The sequence below is a fragment of the Nostoc sp. genome (assembly GCF_054880495.1).
On record NZ_JBTYKD010000326.1, the window covers coordinates 1 to 17,225 of the forward strand.

General features: G+C 41.3%; 10 protein-coding genes and 2 pseudogenes. 9 read left to right on the top strand and 3 right to left on the bottom strand.

Annotated features, from left to right (window positions below):
• Positions 1 to 588: 588 nt before the first annotated feature.
• A protein-coding gene (locus ACYTXL_RS28400) for an IS630 family transposase (RefSeq protein WP_461927549.1) occupies positions 589 to 1,589 on the bottom strand; the annotation gives its coding sequence in 2 pieces (ribosomal slippage) (positions 589 to 866 and positions 866 to 1,589; 1,002 coding nt in all).
• A gap of 339 nt (positions 1,590 to 1,928) precedes the next feature.
• Between ACYTXL_RS28400 and ACYTXL_RS28405 the strand changes: the two genes are divergently transcribed.
• Positions 1,929 to 3,419 carry a glutamine synthetase family protein gene (locus ACYTXL_RS28405; RefSeq protein ID WP_461927550.1) on the top strand — a complete coding sequence of 497 codons (1,491 nt, stop codon included), beginning with the start codon at positions 1,929 to 1,931 and terminating at the stop codon, positions 3,417 to 3,419.
• 170 nt (positions 3,420 to 3,589) lie between these two features.
• Here the strand turns inward: ACYTXL_RS28405 and ACYTXL_RS28410 are convergent, their stop codons facing one another.
• The gene (locus tag ACYTXL_RS28410; protein ID WP_461927551.1) at positions 3,590 to 3,760 is read right to left on the bottom strand and encodes a hypothetical protein; all 171 of its coding nucleotides are present in this window, start codon (positions 3,758 to 3,760) and stop codon (positions 3,590 to 3,592) included.
• 141 nt (positions 3,761 to 3,901) lie between these two features.
• Between ACYTXL_RS28410 and ACYTXL_RS28415 the strand changes: the two are divergent.
• The 6 genes and pseudogenes from ACYTXL_RS28415 to ACYTXL_RS28440 form a co-directional block, all read left to right on the top strand.
• Positions 3,902 to 4,518 (top strand): annotated as a pseudogene (locus ACYTXL_RS28415) (hypothetical protein); the annotation flags it as partial.
• 322 nt (positions 4,519 to 4,840) lie between these two features.
• A complete protein-coding gene (locus tag ACYTXL_RS28420; RefSeq protein ID WP_461927558.1) occupies positions 4,841 to 5,032 on the top strand; it encodes a CHASE2 domain-containing protein in 192 nt (63 codons plus the stop codon).
• Positions 4,972 to 5,952, top strand: a pseudogene (locus ACYTXL_RS28425) (ShlB/FhaC/HecB family hemolysin secretion/activation protein); the annotation flags it as partial. The gene ACYTXL_RS28420 and the pseudogene ACYTXL_RS28425, both read left to right, overlap by 61 nt.
• A 91-nt stretch (positions 5,953 to 6,043) precedes the next feature.
• On the top strand, positions 6,044 to 10,456 hold the full coding sequence (locus ACYTXL_RS28430; RefSeq protein ID WP_461927552.1) for a non-ribosomal peptide synthetase: 4,413 nt from the start codon (positions 6,044 to 6,046) through the stop codon (positions 10,454 to 10,456).
• 312 nt (positions 10,457 to 10,768) lie between these two features.
• Positions 10,769 to 14,041, top strand: coding sequence for a non-ribosomal peptide synthetase (locus ACYTXL_RS28435; protein ID WP_461927553.1), 3,273 nt, complete (start codon positions 10,769 to 10,771; stop codon positions 14,039 to 14,041).
• Positions 14,042 to 14,065: 24 nt separating this feature from the next.
• On the top strand, positions 14,066 to 14,320 hold the full coding sequence (locus ACYTXL_RS28440; protein WP_461927554.1) for a hypothetical protein: 255 nt from the start codon (positions 14,066 to 14,068) through the stop codon (positions 14,318 to 14,320).
• Between the two features lie 193 nt (positions 14,321 to 14,513).
• Here ACYTXL_RS28440 and ACYTXL_RS28445 read toward each other — a convergent pair whose 3' ends face one another.
• Positions 14,514 to 14,717: a hypothetical protein gene (locus ACYTXL_RS28445; protein ID WP_461927555.1), complete on the bottom strand. Its 204-nt coding sequence runs from the start codon at positions 14,715 to 14,717 to the stop codon at positions 14,514 to 14,516.
• Between the two features lie 60 nt (positions 14,718 to 14,777).
• Here ACYTXL_RS28445 and ACYTXL_RS28450 point away from each other — a divergent pair, with 60 nt between their 5' ends.
• Both ACYTXL_RS28450 and ACYTXL_RS28455 read left to right on the top strand, forming a co-directional pair.
• Positions 14,778 to 15,968, top strand: coding sequence for an RNA-guided endonuclease InsQ/TnpB family protein (locus tag ACYTXL_RS28450; RefSeq protein ID WP_461927556.1), 1,191 nt, complete (start codon positions 14,778 to 14,780; stop codon positions 15,966 to 15,968).
• A 426-nt stretch (positions 15,969 to 16,394) separates the two neighbouring features.
• Positions 16,395 to 17,225, top strand: an 831-nt coding sequence (locus tag ACYTXL_RS28455) for a condensation domain-containing protein (protein WP_461927557.1), incomplete at its 3' end; no start/stop codon positions are given.

The following is a 17,225-nucleotide window of genomic DNA, read 5'->3' on the forward strand; positions in this document are numbered from 1 at the left end:
CTACAGGCAGATGCTAAAAATTTGATGGGTTTCATTTGGATTTATCTTTAGTGTCGTTTCCGGCTGAATTTCATCCTTATATTTTGCTTCTATATGTAAATACACATAAAAGCCAAAAAGCCATTATTTTGTATAGGTTTCAGCGATCCCAAGGAAAAAAGAAACTTTAGGATATTTTTATAATCTTGTCATATATTTAAATAATCTTTAGAGTGGTTACATATATATTTTAGCTAAAAAATATTAGGGATCAAGACTAAAACTAAAGATTTTGATTTATCCAGCCTTTTAAATTAAGGCAGAGAATTTCAGATAAATAGTCTAGTTTGCATACGAAATTCAGTATAATCTCGCAGTATAATATCTTTTTTATGAAGAATTAGAACTATTTTATGTGCTAGGAGCAAGTTACTTCTGGATAAATTTTGCTCAAGGAATAATCGCTCAACTATTTTGCTTTTAATTTAGATCAGGACTGATTCGAGGGCTTCGTCGCCATCAGAACGAAAATTATGGGATTGCATCTGGAATCAGGTTATTTGATGATGTAGAACATTTTATCAGGAACACAAAAACTCAAGTAAGTAGTTAGACAAAATTAATTACATAATTTTTACCAAATTCTTTCAGAATTTTTTCAATAAATCCGACAAAGGTTTCCCAACTATAGTAAGCATCTATTTCAATCCATTCATATTTCATAAATCTCCATAAAATTTCAATTAAATTTAATTCAGGAGAATAAGATGGTAATTCAAATATAATAATATTACGCTCTTTCCATTCTTCAATTTTATCAAAAATAGCATTACTAGTATGAATAGATGATTGATCCATTACAATGACTGTTGGTTTGTCTACTGTAGGAAAAAAGCATCTATACAAGCAATAAGTACATCAGAATTAATACTTTGAAATGAAGTATAAGTTTTTAAATCATTCTTTCTGTTCATTATTCCTAAAACATTTAATCTCCGGCTATGACGACTCTTAATATTTAAATATTCTCCGATATTCTGCCATCCATAAGGAACCGATGGAATCAGACAAAATCCTGTTTCATCTAAGTAATACAAATCAATCTGTCCTTGATCATCTAATCGCTTAAATTCTTCTATTTTTGCCCGTTTTTCCTTGTATTCTATCAGGTTTGGCTCACCTCCTACTGCTCGTCGCATACGATGCCAACTCATTTTTAACGTTTTTATTATTATTCTTTTAATTGTTTTCGTACTGGTTTCAATTCCCCAGGAATCTTTTACTTTTTTGACCACTTGTTTCAATTGTCTTGGCTCTTGAGTAGTCCACTCCTTAATTTGGGATTTTTGTTCAGAATCAAATGTTGATTTACGGCCTTTTCCTGCTTTGTTATATAATCCCCTCATTCCCTCTAGTTCCCAGCGCTCAAACCAGTTATAAATGGTCTTATAAGTTACTTGAAAAATTATTATCAGTTTTTCTAATTTTACCCCTTGTGTTGCTAAAATCAGACAATGCGCTCTTTGACGCACTTGATGATATCGGCTTTGGCGATAAATTCGTTCTAACAATTTAAGTGAAAGAGGATTTATTTCTCGCAGGAATATCATATTAAATCCTGATTAATAAAGAACTTGATTTTCTAAATATATTTTATTACATATTTATGTAATTAATTCTGTCCAAGTACTTAACATAAACAGGAAACAAACTGATTAAGTAAATCGGCACGATAAAACCAAGGTATGTTGAGTTTTGTAAAACCCTGTAACGATTCATTTATAAGCTCTTTACTGACTTTACACTTTGTTACATAGGTTTATTTTTTAACGCCGACTTACTTAACAGATGAGTTAGCAATTCGCGGTTATTACCAAGAGTGGAAGCGGCTGATGAAAGCTAATTTCAACCTGATAGCACAAGCAGTTGAACTTGATTAGGCAATCCAAATGAAAAAACCTGGATTTATTGAGCGTCATCACCTGTGGACAGAAATCCAAAAAGAAGCAGCTGAAAAGATTAAGGCTGTTGTCAAAGAACGGGATCTATTGTTGATTCGTACCGCTTGGGCAGACCAGCATGGCATTGTTCGCAGTAAGTCACTCTTACCCCAAGCGTTTTTAAGCGCCTTAGAAAACGGTATGCAAATCAGCACAGGGACATTCCTGTTTGATACTGGTGGTGCAATAGTATTTAACCCCTTCGTTCCCGGTGGGAGCTTAGACATGTCCCAGATGACAGGTGCGCCAAATCTTGTGGCTGTTCCTGACCCTCATACCTTCAAAATTGTGCCTTGGGCAAAACGCACTGGCTTTATCCTCTGTGACGAGTACTTTCAAAATGGTCAGGTAATGCCCTTTTCCAGTCGCGGTATTTTGCGCCAATCATTGGTAGAGTTACATCAAAGAGGGTTGGAGCATATTGTCGGCTTAGAAGTTGAGTGGTATTTGGCAAAGTTGTTAGATCCGATGTTAGCGAGCGCTGATGTTGGGACTTCTGGAAAACCTGGTGAACCTGCCAAGGTTAGTGCTGTAGAGCATAGCTACCAATACCTTTTAGAATCCCACAATCCAGAGATTCACGACTTGCTACGCGTTTTGGCAGAAAACTTAGTTGAAATGGGATTGCCTTTAAGGAGTGTAGAAAACGAAGCAGGTGCCGGTCAATTTGAATTTACCTTTGACCCAATTCCGGCATTGCAAGCTGCGGATACAATGATCATATTCCGAATGGCGACCAAGCAAATCTGCCGTCAACAAGGTTACATCGCATCGTTTATGTGTCGTCCAGGACTGCAAGGTTGTTCTTCTAATGGTTGGCATTTGCACCAATCCCTTGTAGACCGAACCACAGATGAGAACGCTTTCATGTCTGCAACCTCCAAATCCCTAATGTCAGATTTAGGTAAACACTTCGTTGGTGGTCTTCTCAAACACGCCAATGCTGCTTCTGTGTTCACAACCCCGACAATTAACGGCTACAAAAGATTTAGACCTTATTCCCTAGCACCTGACCGTGCTGGGTGGGGGTTGGAAAACCGAGGGGCAATGATTAGATTACAAGGCGGTTTTGATGATCCCACAACCCACATTGAAAACCGAGTTGGAGAACCAGCAGCCAATCCCTATCTGTATATTGCATCGCAATTGATTTCTGGGTTAGATGGTGTAGATCATAAACTTGACCCTGGGTCGCCAACAGAGTCACCTTACTCTACAGAAAGTCCGACCTTACCCAAAAGTTTGCCAGAGGCGATTTCATCTTTGAGCCAAAGCGAACTTTTTTCTCAAAAAATGGGGCAGCAGTTCATAAACTTCATTATTAAGATGAAACAGAGTGAAATTAATCGCTTTTTGCAGTCCGTCGCTGATCAGCCACCAGAAGACTATTTATTGCAGGTGACTAACTGGGAGCAAAGAGAATATTTTGAATTATTGTGAGTTGAGTTCGATTTGGGAGAGTTCAACAGAATTAGCGATGCCCTTCTCTACGAGACCCTTCTCTACGAGACGCTGCGCGATCGGCAAGCTCAGGGCACCGCGCTCCGCGTAGCAAGGTGTGACAGTGAGCCTGTCGAACTGCTCAGGGTAAGACCTACGGCAGGCTACGCCTACGCCTGACATTCACTAGCATACAATTCAACAGACGCAGCTTTAATAGACTCGATTACTTCCTTAGTTTCGTCAGTTTCGTCATCATCACCATCAAAAGCATCAATAATGGTGTACCCATCAGCCACCAACCCAGCAAGCACCGATTCCCGATAACGCCGTATTTCCATATTGATTACAGAACTACATTTGCCCCAAGTTTGGAATGACTCCGGCTGAAAATTCTGAGCAACGTAGCTTTTTTAAACGCAGAGGAACGCAAAGTTTGAGCGCTAGATTCATTATGAATCAATAAAATTCTGAAATTTCAGCAGTTTGACCTGATTGTGATGGATTTATCAATTCCCGATCAGCAAGGGGAGACAGCAGAAATTGATACCGGAATTAAGCTGTTGCAAACTTTGCTCCAAGAATATCCTCATCAGAATTTCATGGTGCAAACTAGTTATGTGAAGGCGTTAATCCGAATCAAACACGAGATTGATAATCATCAAGGTGGGTTTGCGATCGCAGACAAAGGATTACCCGAAGATCAAATGCTAATGCAGGTTAATTTGGCACTTCATGGTGCAACTCACACGAAAGACATCAAAACCGGGATCGAACTCAAACCGGAATGGTTGGAGGTGTTGCGGTTGGCTTTTGAAGAGAGTTTGACAGATAAAGCGATCGCTGATCGAATGTATAAATCAGAACGAGCAGTGCGGACTTACTGGACAAAGATTCAGGATGTTTTAGGGGTAAGCTAATCGGCATTTAAGTTGTATAATCAGGGCGGGCAAGATGCCCACCCCACAAGATATTAAGAAAATTTTCATATGCAAATTAGATGTGTTTTAGCTTATATCCTGAAGACTGCAAGCAAGGTGGTAAGAATATGCGAATCCAAACCGAAGTTCGTTCCCGTGAAGAAGGCTTAATTGATTAAAGAATTCAGGAGTCAGAATTCAGAATTCAGAATCAATACTGAATTCTGATTGTTATAGGACTTACGCATCAAGTACGAAATATAGGGGCAATTGATGAATTGCACCTACGGTAAATTAAGGCTTTCACTGCCTTTTTGTGTAAGTCCTGTGTTAATACGGACGGGGAAAATTAATGCAGAAAAAAACTAGATGAGAAGGAGAATCTGGAATCGCATAACCCAAGAATTTGGGTTGTGGTCTGTTGCTGCACCTCCGGGAATACTAGTGTTATATAGTGTTGGTGATCTTGATCCGTATAGTTGGAGGAATGCAATCTTTAGAATGGATGTTCCTCGATACGATGTTACGTCTGCGCCCCCCAGAAAACCCGATGAACGTGTAGTAATTGTGGGGATAGACGAAAAAGATATTGAATGGGTTAAGCAATATCCGGTTCCAGATGAAAAGATTGCAAATCACCTAGCGTTGGTTCGCAACAAGAGAGTGTTTTTGTTGCTCACGATAATTTATTAGGGTTTGGGGATAAATTCAGTGCCGAATATGGCATCACTGAAGGCTCAGACATTTACGATATCAGCTATTCTGTTCCCTTTAACGCTCTAGATGGAACCTTTGGTGTTCGCTACAACAACAGCAGTAGCCGCATTATTGAAAGTGATTTTCGTGACTTGCATATCCGCAGCGAAGCCGAAACCCTTTCTTTTAACGTCCGTCAACCGCTAATCCACACACCAAACAGCGAATTTGCTCTCTCGTTAGCATTCGATTTAAGGCGCAGTCAAACCTTCATCCTCAATGATATCCCCTTTTCCTTTACCGAAGGCCTCGAAGATGGGGAATCAAAACTTACAGTAATGCGCTTTTCCCAAAATTGGTTACAACGTAATGCTACCAGTGTTTTAGCGGCGCGATCGCAATTTAGTTTGGGCATTAGTGCAATTGATGCAACTGTTAACAATAGTGGGACTGATGGGCGTTTTTTTAGCTGGGTGGGACAATTTCAATGGGTACAACGGCTATCTCCCCGCATCTTGATGCTAGCCAAAGTTAACACTCAACTCACCGGTGATTCCTTACTTTCGCTGGAAAAAATTAGCATTGGGGGAGTTGATACAGTGCGCGGTTATGCTCAAAATCAACTTGTGGCTGACAATGGGGTAGTTGGAGGTGTGGAAGTTCCTATTCCTCTGGCATCGAATGTGGAAACACCACAGCTAATACCATTTTTTGACATCGGTACAGCTTGGAACAATCGCGGTATTAATACCGACGCGCAAAGCCTCGCCAGCTTAGGGTTAGGTTTGCATTGGCAACCTTTTAACGGTTTGGTATTGCGTGCAGACTACGGTGTACCATTAATGGGAACAAGCGATCGCGGTAGTTCACTACAAGACAATGGTTTTAATTTTTCAGTGCTATATCAGCCGTTTTGATTTCTTCAAGCAGTAAACTCGTGACTGTAATTCAGGCAGAGATCGTTGAAGCCAGAATCACGCGACTTTTAGTGGTGTTTGCCATTCACTTATGAGCCAATATATTCTCAGTAGTCTCACAGATAATCAAGAACTTAAATTTTCTGAAGAAGCAGAGGTTTTCGTTTTTCCGACTTCTTTTGCCCAGCAGCGATTGTGGTTTCTCGACCAGTTAGCACCGGGAAATCCATTTTACAACGTGTCAACAGCACTTCGCCTGACAGGTTCCCTCAACTTCACCGCCTTAAAGCAGACATTCAACGAAATTGTACGTCGCCACGAAACCTTACGCACTACGTTTGTGATCTTAGAGCAGCAACCAGTGCAAGTGATTCCTGCAGAAAGCGGCGCTAACCCACCCAGCTTAAGCATACCTCTTCCCCTAATAGATTTACGCAATTTCGAGAGCCAAGAACGCGACATACAAATGCGGCTCATCGTAACCGCAGAGGCTCAACATCCTTTCAATCTCACCACCGGGCCATTGCTGCGAGTAAAGCTGCTACAACTAGATGAAGCAGAATATATGCTGCTGCTAAATCTACATCACATTGTTGCCGATGGCTGGTCAATTGGAGTGCTAATTAGAGAACTAGGGGTATTATACAAAGCCTTTGCAGAGGATAAGCGATGTCTGACGACAAGCCCTGACGCTCGTTCGCCCTTGGCGTCTCCCCTTGGGAGAAGACTCGCTAACGCTACGCTATCGGGTTCGCAGTCGCCTGTGGAGGGAAACCCTCCCGCAGCGCTGTCTCACAACTTCGTATCTACGCCCCTGCCAGAACTACCCATTCAATATGCAGATTTCGCAGAATGGCAACGGGAGTGGCTGCAAGGATTGGGGGCAAAGGGCACCTCGCCCTTACAAACTCAGTTAGCTTATTGGCAAAAGCAATTAGACGGGATTTCAGTACTGAATCTCCCCACCGACCGACTTAGACCAGCAGTTCCTACTTACAGGGGTGCAAAACAATTTCTAGAGCTACCACACTCCTTAACTCAAGCGCTAGAGGCACTTAGTTACCAAGAAGGCGTTACCTTGTTTATGACAATGCTTGCAGCGTTTCAGACTTTGCTCTATCGCTACACACAGCAAGAGAATATTACAGTAGGTTCACCTATTGCTAATCGCAACCGTAGCGAATTAGAAGGGTTAATTGGTTTTTTTGTCAATAGCTTGGTGCTACGTACAGATTTCTCCGGGAACCCGACGTTTCGAGAATTATTAAATCGAGTCCGAGAAGTAACTTTAGGAGCATACAGCCATCAGGACTTGCCCTTTGAAAAGCTGGTGGAGGAACTGCACCCAGAGCGAGATTTGAGCTATCATCCTTTTTTTCAGGTTGTATTTAGCCTCCAAAACACTCCTATCGAAACGTTAGAGTTACCTGGGTTAACGCTTTCGGTATTTGAGTTCGACACTAAAACTGCAAAGCTTGATTTAGAGTTCCATCTTTGGCAGGATTTGGATAGTTTGAAAGGACAAATGGTTTATAGCACCGATTTATTTGATGACACAACCATCACCCGGATGCTAGGACATTTCCAAACGCTGCTAGAAAGCATTGTTGGCAATTCAGAACAGCGTCTTTCAGATTTGTCTTTGCTGACTGAAGAAGAACGACAAGAGTTATTAATTGATTGGAATGACACTAAAAGAGACTATCCAGAGAATAAGTGTTTTCATCAGTTATTTGAAGCGCAGGTGGAGAAAACTCCCGATGCGATTGCGCTAAACGCACGCTCCGCGAACGCACTAGTATTTGGCGATGAGCAACTCACCTACAAAGAGTTAAATATACGCAGCAATCAACTTGCACATTATCTTAAAAAAATAGGTGTAGAAAATGAATCTTTAGTTGGTATTTGCGTAGAGCGAACGCTAGAGATGATCATCACACTATTAGGCATCTTCAAAGCGGGTGGAGCATACCTACCTTTAGATCCGAGCCTACCTCAAGAGCGTCTTAACTTCATGCTAGAAGATGCGAAAGTATCAGTCTTACTCACACAAGAAAAGTTGCTCAAGCATTTTGATGACTTCTCGAATCCAATTATTTGCATAGATGAAGATTGGGCAACTATTACACAACACAGCCAAGAAAACCTAACCAGCTGCGTAACATCTGACAACCTAGCTTATGTTATCTACACCTCTGGCTCAACAGGAAAGCCTAAAGGCGTTTTGCTCCAGCATCGAGGATTATCCAACTTAGCAAAAGCTCAGATTGAGGTTTTTAACTTACAATCGAGTAACCGCATTCTGCAATTTGCATCATTAAGTTTTGATGCCTCAATTTTTGAGATTGTCATGGCACTGCAAACCGGAGCAACTCTTTATTTAGCAAACAAAGAATCTCTTCTCCCCGGACAACCTTTGCTGCAATTATTGCGCGAAAAAGCTATTACTCACGTCACCCTTCCGCCAGCAGTATTAGCAGTCCTACCTACAGAATCACTTCCGGCATTGCAAACTATTATTTGTGCCGGGGAATCTTGCACGGATGATATTGTAAAACGTTGGTGGTGTTCTAGCCGTAGGTTTTTTAACGCTTACGGACCTACAGAAGCAACGGTTTGGTCAACCGTTGCCGAAATTAGTTCTCTGAGCGAAAAACCGCCCATTGGTCGCCCTATTGCTAACACTCAAATTTATATATTAGATAAGTATTTACAACCTTTACCAATTGGAATTACTGGCGAATTATATATATGTGGTGAGGGATTGGCACAAGGCTATATTAACCGTCCAGAATTAACTACTGAAAACTTTATTCCCAATCCTTTTAATCATCAAAAGGGAGCGCGACTTTACAAGACGGGTGATTTAGCTCGGTATCAACCAGACGGTAATATTGAATTTTTAGGGCGGATCGATAATCAAGTAAAAATTCGGGGATTCCGCATTGAGTTGTTAGAAATTGAAACAGTGCTGAGTCAGCATGAAAGTGTCCAAAAAGCAGTAGTAATTGCTAAAGAGAACGTATCTAGTGATAAGTACTTGCTCGCTTATATTGTTCTGAATGTAGAGATGCCACGGCAGTCGCTACAACGGGGAGCCACTGCGTTGGGCGGCTTTGCCGACTTGTTCGCGGAGCGTCTCCGTCAGGAGAAGCAAGTGGCGTGGGAACCCCCGCAACGCGCTGCCTCAAATTTAGCGTCTCTACTACGTAAATTCTTAAAAGAAAAATTACCAGAATACATGGTGCCAAAAGCTTTTGTAATGCTGGATTCTCTGCCGCTAACAACTAGTGGTAAAGTCGATCGTTGGGCGCTAACAGAACTTGATAGTTCGGCTAGCCGCTCAATAGATAAAGCCTTTATCGCTCCTCGGACTCCAACTGAGTTAACCTTGGCAAAAATTTGGGTTGAAGTCCTTAATGTTGAGCGTGTGGGTATTGACGATAACTTCTTCGACTTGGGCGGAGATTCGCTGTTAACTGTACGTCTATTGAAGCAGATAAATAAGCAGTTTGAGTACGAATTGCCGCTATCTAGCTTATTTTTAAATCCAACAATTGAAAGTTTAGCAACTTCTCTATCCTCAGAAACAGATTCTCTCCCGTGGTCGCCCTTGGTTCCGATTCAGCCTGCTGGTTCAAATCCAGCTTTCTTCTGCGTCCATCCCATTTTTGGGGTTGTCTTTCCTTATTACGAATTAGCTAATCATTTGGGGAAAAATCAACCATTTTATGGGCTACAACCCATTGGACTTGACGGAAAAACTCCTCCACTAACTAATATTGAGGATATGGCTACCTACTATATTGAAGCATTGCGGAGAGTGCAGCCCAAAGGCCCTTATTTTTTAGGAGGTTGGTCTTTTGGAGGTTGGGTTGCTTTTGAAATGGCTCAACAACTCCAAAAGTCTGGGGAAGAAGTGGCTCTACTTGCTGTGCTTGATACTTTAGCACCAATTCCGGGGAATATACCTTCTTTGGGTAATAGTTTTAAGTTTATGCTGACTACAGTGGCGCGATATATATGGCCATTTTTCCTCGATTATTTATATCTAATTATTGCGATCGCCAAGAATCGAATTAACAGTTTAACATCTCGGTTTTCTAATTTTAATAAAATTAGGCGATCGCTCCCAAAAAATCTCTTCTCCAACTTCATCCTCAAAGAGGATGCCACAGTTAAGGTTATATCTGAAGAATCCAAGTTAAGACTTTTAAGCGAGTTAGCAATTCGTCCAATGCTTCGTGTTTTCTATGCCAATAGCCAAGCAGTTCTCAACTACGTTCCCCAAACTTACCCTAAACGAATTAATCTTTTTAGAACAAAGGTTCAATCAACCATTGTCAACGAAGATGCGAGTATGGGTTGGGATCAGCTAATTGTGGGAGGAACAGAAATCCATCATATTCCTGGCAATCATCTAACTATGCTGAGAAAACCCCATATCCAAGTTCTCGCCGCACAGCTAAAAGCCTGTATTGAGAAAGCGCAAACTTTAAAATAAGGATCAATATAGCGGTTCTCGTCCCTTGTGAGATACAAGAACCCCACCCCCAACCCCATAAGAGCAAGCGAGGAGGTGGCTATGATGTACCTTAGGGACTGAGAAATAAAAAAATATCCAATTATTTATTGTGGGGTGGGCGTCTCGCCCGCCCAGTAACCAAAGGCGGGCAAGACTTCGGCGTGAGCGCTACTTCTCTACGAGAGGCTGCGCCAACGACAACGCTCAGTACAAGTCAGTCGAACGCTGCCCACCCCACAAGTAGTAGTAATTTATTTCTTGGAAATCCCTTATGTGATTAGGAAACGCTATATGTCTTCTGAAGAAGTCTTTGTCTTTCCAGCATCTTTTGCTCAACAGCGATTATGGTTTCTCGACCAGTTGATCCCTGGTAATGCTATTTACAATGTGCCGACAGTAATTCGCTTGACAGGTTCGCTGAAATTAGCTGCACTAGAACAGACTTTCAACGAAATTGTGCGTCGCCATGAAACCTTACGCACTACATTTATTGTGTCGGATGGGCTACCCTTGCAGGCGATTGCACCCAGCTTAACAATACCTCTTTCTGTATTAGACCTCCAGCAATTATCAGCTGATGAAAAGGAGCTTAAAGTAGAGTGCATTGTAACCGCAGAGATAGAACATCCCTTCGATTTACCCTCCGGCCCATTGCTGCGAGTGAAGCTGCTTGTTCTTTCCGAGACAGAACATATTCTATTATTGAATATGCACCACATTATCTGTGATGATTGGTCTATGGGGGTACTGATTCGGGAACTGGGAACGCTGTACGCAGCTTTTGCACAAAACCAGCCTTCGCCTCTATTAGAACTGGCTCTTCAATACGCCGATTTTGCTCACTGGCAGCGCGAGTGGTTGCAAGGAGAAGTACTCCAAACCCAGTTAGCTTACTGGCGGGAGCAATTAAAGGCTATTTCCATACTGCATTTGCCTACCGACAAACCAAGACCAGCTATACAAAGCTATCAAGGAGCAACACAATTTCTAGAGTTGCCGCTCAAGCTAATTGATGCACTAGAAAAGCTATCACAGCAAGAAGGTGTCACCTTATTTATGACGCTGCTGGCAGCATTTAAAACGTTACTTTACCGCTACACATACCAAGAAGATATTGCGCTAGGTTCACCAATTGCTAACCGTAACCACAGCGAAATTGAAGGAATAATTGGTTTTTTTGTCAATAGTTTGGTGCTACGTAGCAACTTATCTGGAAACCCCACTTTTCGGGAACTACTAGGCAGAGTTCGGGAGGTAACGTTAGGAGCATATAGCCACCAAGATTTGCCGTTTGAAAAGTTAGTTGAAGAACTCCAACCAGAGCGTAACTTGAGCTACCATCCGCTATTTCAAGTAGTGTTTGGTTTCCAGAATGCGCCAATGTCAGCGCTAGAACTGCCTGGATTAGTACCTAGCTTTATGAATATTGACTTGAAAAAAACACGTTTTGATTTGGAACTGCATTTGTGGAAGTGTTCTGAGGATTTTAGAAGCTTACTGGGTGGAAACTGGGAGTATTCGGAAGGTCTCCGAGGCATAATGGTTTACAACACAGATTTGTTTGATAAAGCCACTATTAGCCGGATGCTGGAACATTTTAAAACTTTGTTGTTAGGCATTGTTGCAAATCCAGAACAACGAATTGCAAATTTACCATTATTAAGTGAAGTGGAGCTACATCAGGTATTGGTAGAATGGAATCATACCCAAACAGATTATTCTCAAGATAAGTGTATCCATCAATTGTTTGAAGAAAAGGTACAGCAGTATCCTAATTCTATAGCAGTAAACTTTGCTAAGGAGCAACTGACTTATCAAGAGTTGAATATTCGCACTAATAAACTAGCACAACACTTACAAAAAATCGGAGTAGCTTCAGAAGTTTTAGTCGGTATTTGTATTTCACAGTCTATAGAAATGATCATCAGCTTGTTGGGCATTCTGAAAGCAGGGGGAGTTTATGTTCCATTAGACCCCAGTTATCCTCAAGAACGCCTAAATTTTATGCTTGAAGATGCACAAGTTTCAGTATTATTGACACAAGAAAACTTGCTTAAGCATTTTGAAGGTTTCTCAAATCCAATTATTTCTATAGATAAAGACTGGGAAATTATTGCTCAAGAAAAGGAAGAGAATCTCAACAGCGATTTAAATAGTGATAATTTAGCATATATTATTTACACCTCTGGTTCTACAGGAAAACCCAAGGGAGTAGCTATACCTCACAAAGCTGTAAATCGGTTAGTGTGCAATACTAACTATATAAAATTGTCACCATCCGATAAAATCGCCCAAGCCTCAAATGTTTCTTTTGATGCCGCTACATTCGAGATTTGGGGAGCGCTACTTAACGGCGCTCAACTTGTGGGAATTAGTAAAGATATAACCCTTTCGCCTCACGAGTTTGCATTACAACTACGAGAAAAAGGTATCAGCGTTCTGTTTTTGACTACCGCCTTGTTTCAACAGATTGCTAGAGATGCTCCGCAAGCTTTTGCGACCTTGAAATATTTACTTTTTGGTGGCGAGACTGTTAATACAAGATGGATTAAAAAGATTCTTAAACATGGTGTGCCAAAGCATTTAATTCATGTTTATGGGCCTACAGAAAATACAACATTTTCCTCTTATTACTGCGTAGAAGAGTTAGCATTCACCACATCTTTTCCTATTGGTCGTCCCATTACAAACACGCAAATCTATATATTAGATACCGATTTAGAACTAGTGCCTATTGGCGTTACTGGCGAATTATATATTGGTGGTGAGGGATTAGCGAGAGAATATATTAATCGCCCTGAATTAACTGCTAAACACTTTATTTCTCATACTTTTAATAATAATCCCAAAACACGTCTTTATAAAACGGGTGATTTAGGTCGCTATTTACCAGATGGCAATATTGAATTTTTAGGTCGTATTGACAATCAAGTGAAAATTCGCGGCTTCCGCATTGAGTTGTCAGAGATTGAAGCGGTCTTGAGTCAACATCTAGGGGTGAGAGAAACTGTTGTGATTGCTGCTGAGAATGTACCTGATGATAAGTACTTGGCGGCTTATATTGTTCTTAATCTGGAACAGATGCCGACGCCAGAGGTGCAAAGCTTTGCGTCCTTACTTCGTCAATTTCTCAAAGAAAAGTTACCAGAATACATGGTACCAAGAGCCTATATGTTACTGGAATCTCTACCTCTAACACTTAATGGCAAAGTGGATCACCGTGCTTTACCTACACCTGATACAATTACTTTCAATAATCAAGATTATGTGGCACCGCGATCGCAAATCGAAGAGTTACTTGCCCAAATTTGGGCTAAAGTCTTGGGAAAAGAGCAAGTAGGTATTCACGACAATTTCTTTGAATTGGGCGGTCATTCTCTACTAGCGACTCAGCTAACTTCCCGCATCCGGGATACCTTCCAAATAGATTTGCCTGTACGCAATTTGTTTGAAGCACCGACAGTAGAACAACTTACTAAGTACATTGAAACAACATATTGGGCGACAAAAGGTTTAGATAAAGTTGCAACTACTGGTCAAGAACGAGAAGACGTGGAATTTTGAGAAACCTTTGAGTTAGCGATCGCCATGTCATTTATGCCATCCGGTATATGTGCGCGAGCCACAGTAGTGATTAACTTAAGCATTAGCAAAATGCGCGAATTGGCTGGATTTAAGCTAAAGGGAACCAATAAAAAGCCTTTGACTCACTTTTTGATTGCATTTAAAGCAGAAGTTGCTACAGAAAAGGCGGAAGTTCTTACTCTTAAGGCGGAAGTTGCTACAGGCTGCGCGAAACACGCAAACGTTAACGCTGGAGCAATATTTTTTGATGGATGCTAAATAGTGGAATTCAGGCAACTAGTTATAAGCAGCTAGCACCTTGCGATACCTTGTTAACTGCGTTGTCTTTTAGCTATTACGCCGTAAGCCTCCCACTGAATTCCGTCCGACGCTCAATGACTCGCTAACGCAACGCTTACGGAATCAGTGGCGATATATAAGGCGGTTAGAAATAACGCGACCTCCGACCAATTCAATCCACAGGATTGACAGGAAGGGGGTCAGCGTTATTTTTAACACTCTCTGTTTCGACTCCGCTCAACACAAGTATATTTGGTAATCTGTCAACCCAGTCTTCCACTATCTGCGTGACTGTTTTATCTTTCGTTACAGCATAGGAGCGAAGTTTATTCAACCTGCGTTCAGACATCCTGACATTTAATCTAGTAGTTTTCATATTTGTCTACCCGTTGTTGTCACTACTATGATAATATAATATTGATGGGTGAGGATTATTGTGAGGACAGCATACCAATACAAGCTACGACCAACAGGAAAACAAGCCATTGAGCTAGACAGATGGTTATCTATGCTATGCGCCCAATATAACTATTTGTTGGCTGATAGATTTGATTGGTACGAGCGCAACCGTTCACCGATTAATGCCTGTCCTCTTGTGTGTCACATACCAGAATTGCGGGATAACCCAGACTATTACTCGCAAAAGAAAACGTTACCGCAGCTTAAAAAAACTCATCCCTGGTACGGTGAAATTTACTCACAGGTGGTACAGGATATAGTCAAACGAGTGAAGGTGACATTTGACCGTTTTTTAAAAGGTGATAGCAATGGCAAACGCAGCGGCAAGCCGAGATTTAAGGCTCGTAACCGTTACCGCACGTTTACTTATCCACAGATGAAAGATGGGTGTCTGCAAGGTAATTTAATAACTTTACCGATGTTCGGCATAGTTAAAGTTATTTTGCACCGCCCAATACCTGACGGATTTAAAATCAAAACAGCCTCAGTAACAAAAAAAGCTGATGGTTATTATTTGACTTTAAGCCTTGAAGATACAACAATCCCAAATATTAAACCTGATTTCAATGCGGATTCAATTACAGGTATTGACCTCGGTCTAAAGGAGTTTTTGACAACTTCTGATGGCGATGTTGTTCCAATCCCTCAGTATTACCGTAAATCTCAGAAGCGATTGCGTGTTATTCAAAAGCGTGTTTCGCGTCGCAAAAAGGGAAGTAATCGGCGTAAAAAAGCTATCAAGCAAGTCGCCAAGCAACATAAAAAAGTAACTGATAAGCGTAAAGACTTTCACTTTAAAACAGTCAATAATCTCTTGGGAAAATATGACGTTGTAGTTCATGAAGATTTAAACGTCAAAGGTCTTTCTCGTTCGATGCTAGCCAAATCTGTGCATGATGCTGGATGGGGTAGTTTCTTGTCAATCCTAACTACCAAAGCCGAAAATGCTGGATTGTTGGTAATTGCCGTGAATCCATCAGGTACATCACAAGATTGTTCTAGCTGTGGGGTGAAAGTTCCCAAAAAGCTGCATGAAAGATGGCATTCTTGTCTGTGTGGTTGCAGTCTAGATCGCGATCATAATGCAGCTATTGTAATAAAAAATAGAGCCGTGGGGCATCCGGTTCTTAAAGCTCAACGTCTCCTAAGCAGTACCCGGATTGGTTGAGAAGCCCACACTGTACCTGTACTCAGGTCAGTGTGTGGAGTATGTCACCTTCATATCATAGTTATAATCATCTAAGTTTCATTCCCAAGAATGATTTATACAGTCTTATAAGTGTGATAAAAATGCTGGGTTAGGTAATAAGCAGTGCAGGTTGGCGCAAATAACTATCCAGTTGCAAAACGTTAAAAAGCTTATTAAACAAGCAATATTCCTCCCCATAAGGTTCGGTTAGCTTGTTTATCGAGCGAAGATCCCCCCAACCCCCCTTAAAAAGGGGGGCTATTTTCCTCCTTTACCCCTTTTTTAAGGGGGTCGCCACAGGCGGGGGGATCTTTCTTATCCGAACCGTATTGATATTTCTCCTGCCTCCAGCATAGCTGCCTCCTACCTTCTAATAAATAACAACAGTTGTGAAAGGGTGTAATTTTGAATACGGTTGAGTTTTTATCTTATCTTCGCAGCTTAGATATTCAAGTTTTTGTCGATGGTGAAAAGTTTCGCTGTAACGCGCCGGAAGGAACTCTTACAGCAGAACTGCGTGCAGAAATTCAAGAGCGTAAAGCAGAAATTATTGAATTTTTAGAAGTAACTAATCGTACTAATAACCACAGCTTTAGACCTCTATTACCTATTTCTCGGTCAGCAAATCTTCCCCTCTCTTTTGCTCAACAAAGGCTATGGTTTCTTGACCAATTAATCCCTAATAATCCTTTCTATAACATTCCACTAGCATTACATTTAATCGGTTCGCTAAATAAAGCCGCGCTAGAGCAAACTTTTAACGAAATTGTCCGACGACATGAAGCTTTACGCACCACTGTTGTCATGCACTCAGGGCAACCAGTTCAACTAATTAATCCGACGCTAACTATTACTTTACCAGTAATAGATTTACGGCAACTGTCACAAGCCGAACGAGAAATACAAGCACGACGACTCACTACCCAAGAAGCTCAACGTCCTTTCAATTTATCAACTGATTCGTTGCTGCAAGTAAAACTACTGTGGTTGGATGAGACACAATACATCCTGCTGCTGACTATGCACCACATTGTCTCTGATGGTTGGTCTATTGGGGTGTTGATTCAAGAGATAGCAGCACTTTACACAGCTTTTTCCAGCAATCAGCCTTCTCCTCTACCGGAACTTACAATTCAATATCCAGACTTTGCATACTGGCAACGCCAATGGTTGCAAGGGGAAGTATTAGAAAAGCAACTGAATTACTGGCAGAAGCAATTAGACGGCATTTCTATG

What these genes read in the sequence shown, in the direction of transcription:
- ACYTXL_RS28405 (WP_461927550.1), top strand. Translation starts at nt 1,929, where the DNA reads ATGAAAAAACCTGGATTTATTGAGCGTCATCACCTGTGGACAGAAATC.
- ACYTXL_RS28410 (WP_461927551.1), bottom strand. Translation starts at nt 3,760, where the DNA reads ATGGAAATACGGCGTTATCGGGAATCGGTGCTTGCTGGGTTGGTGGCT.
- ACYTXL_RS28420 (WP_461927558.1), top strand. Translation starts at nt 4,841, where the DNA reads ATGGATGTTCCTCGATACGATGTTACGTCTGCGCCCCCCAGAAAACCC.
- ACYTXL_RS28430 (WP_461927552.1), top strand. Translation starts at nt 6,044, where the DNA reads ATGAGCCAATATATTCTCAGTAGTCTCACAGATAATCAAGAACTTAAA.
- ACYTXL_RS28435 (WP_461927553.1), top strand. Translation starts at nt 10,769, where the DNA reads ATGTCTTCTGAAGAAGTCTTTGTCTTTCCAGCATCTTTTGCTCAACAG.
- ACYTXL_RS28440 (WP_461927554.1), top strand. Translation starts at nt 14,066, where the DNA reads ATGTCATTTATGCCATCCGGTATATGTGCGCGAGCCACAGTAGTGATT.
- ACYTXL_RS28445 (WP_461927555.1), bottom strand. Translation starts at nt 14,717, where the DNA reads ATGAAAACTACTAGATTAAATGTCAGGATGTCTGAACGCAGGTTGAAT.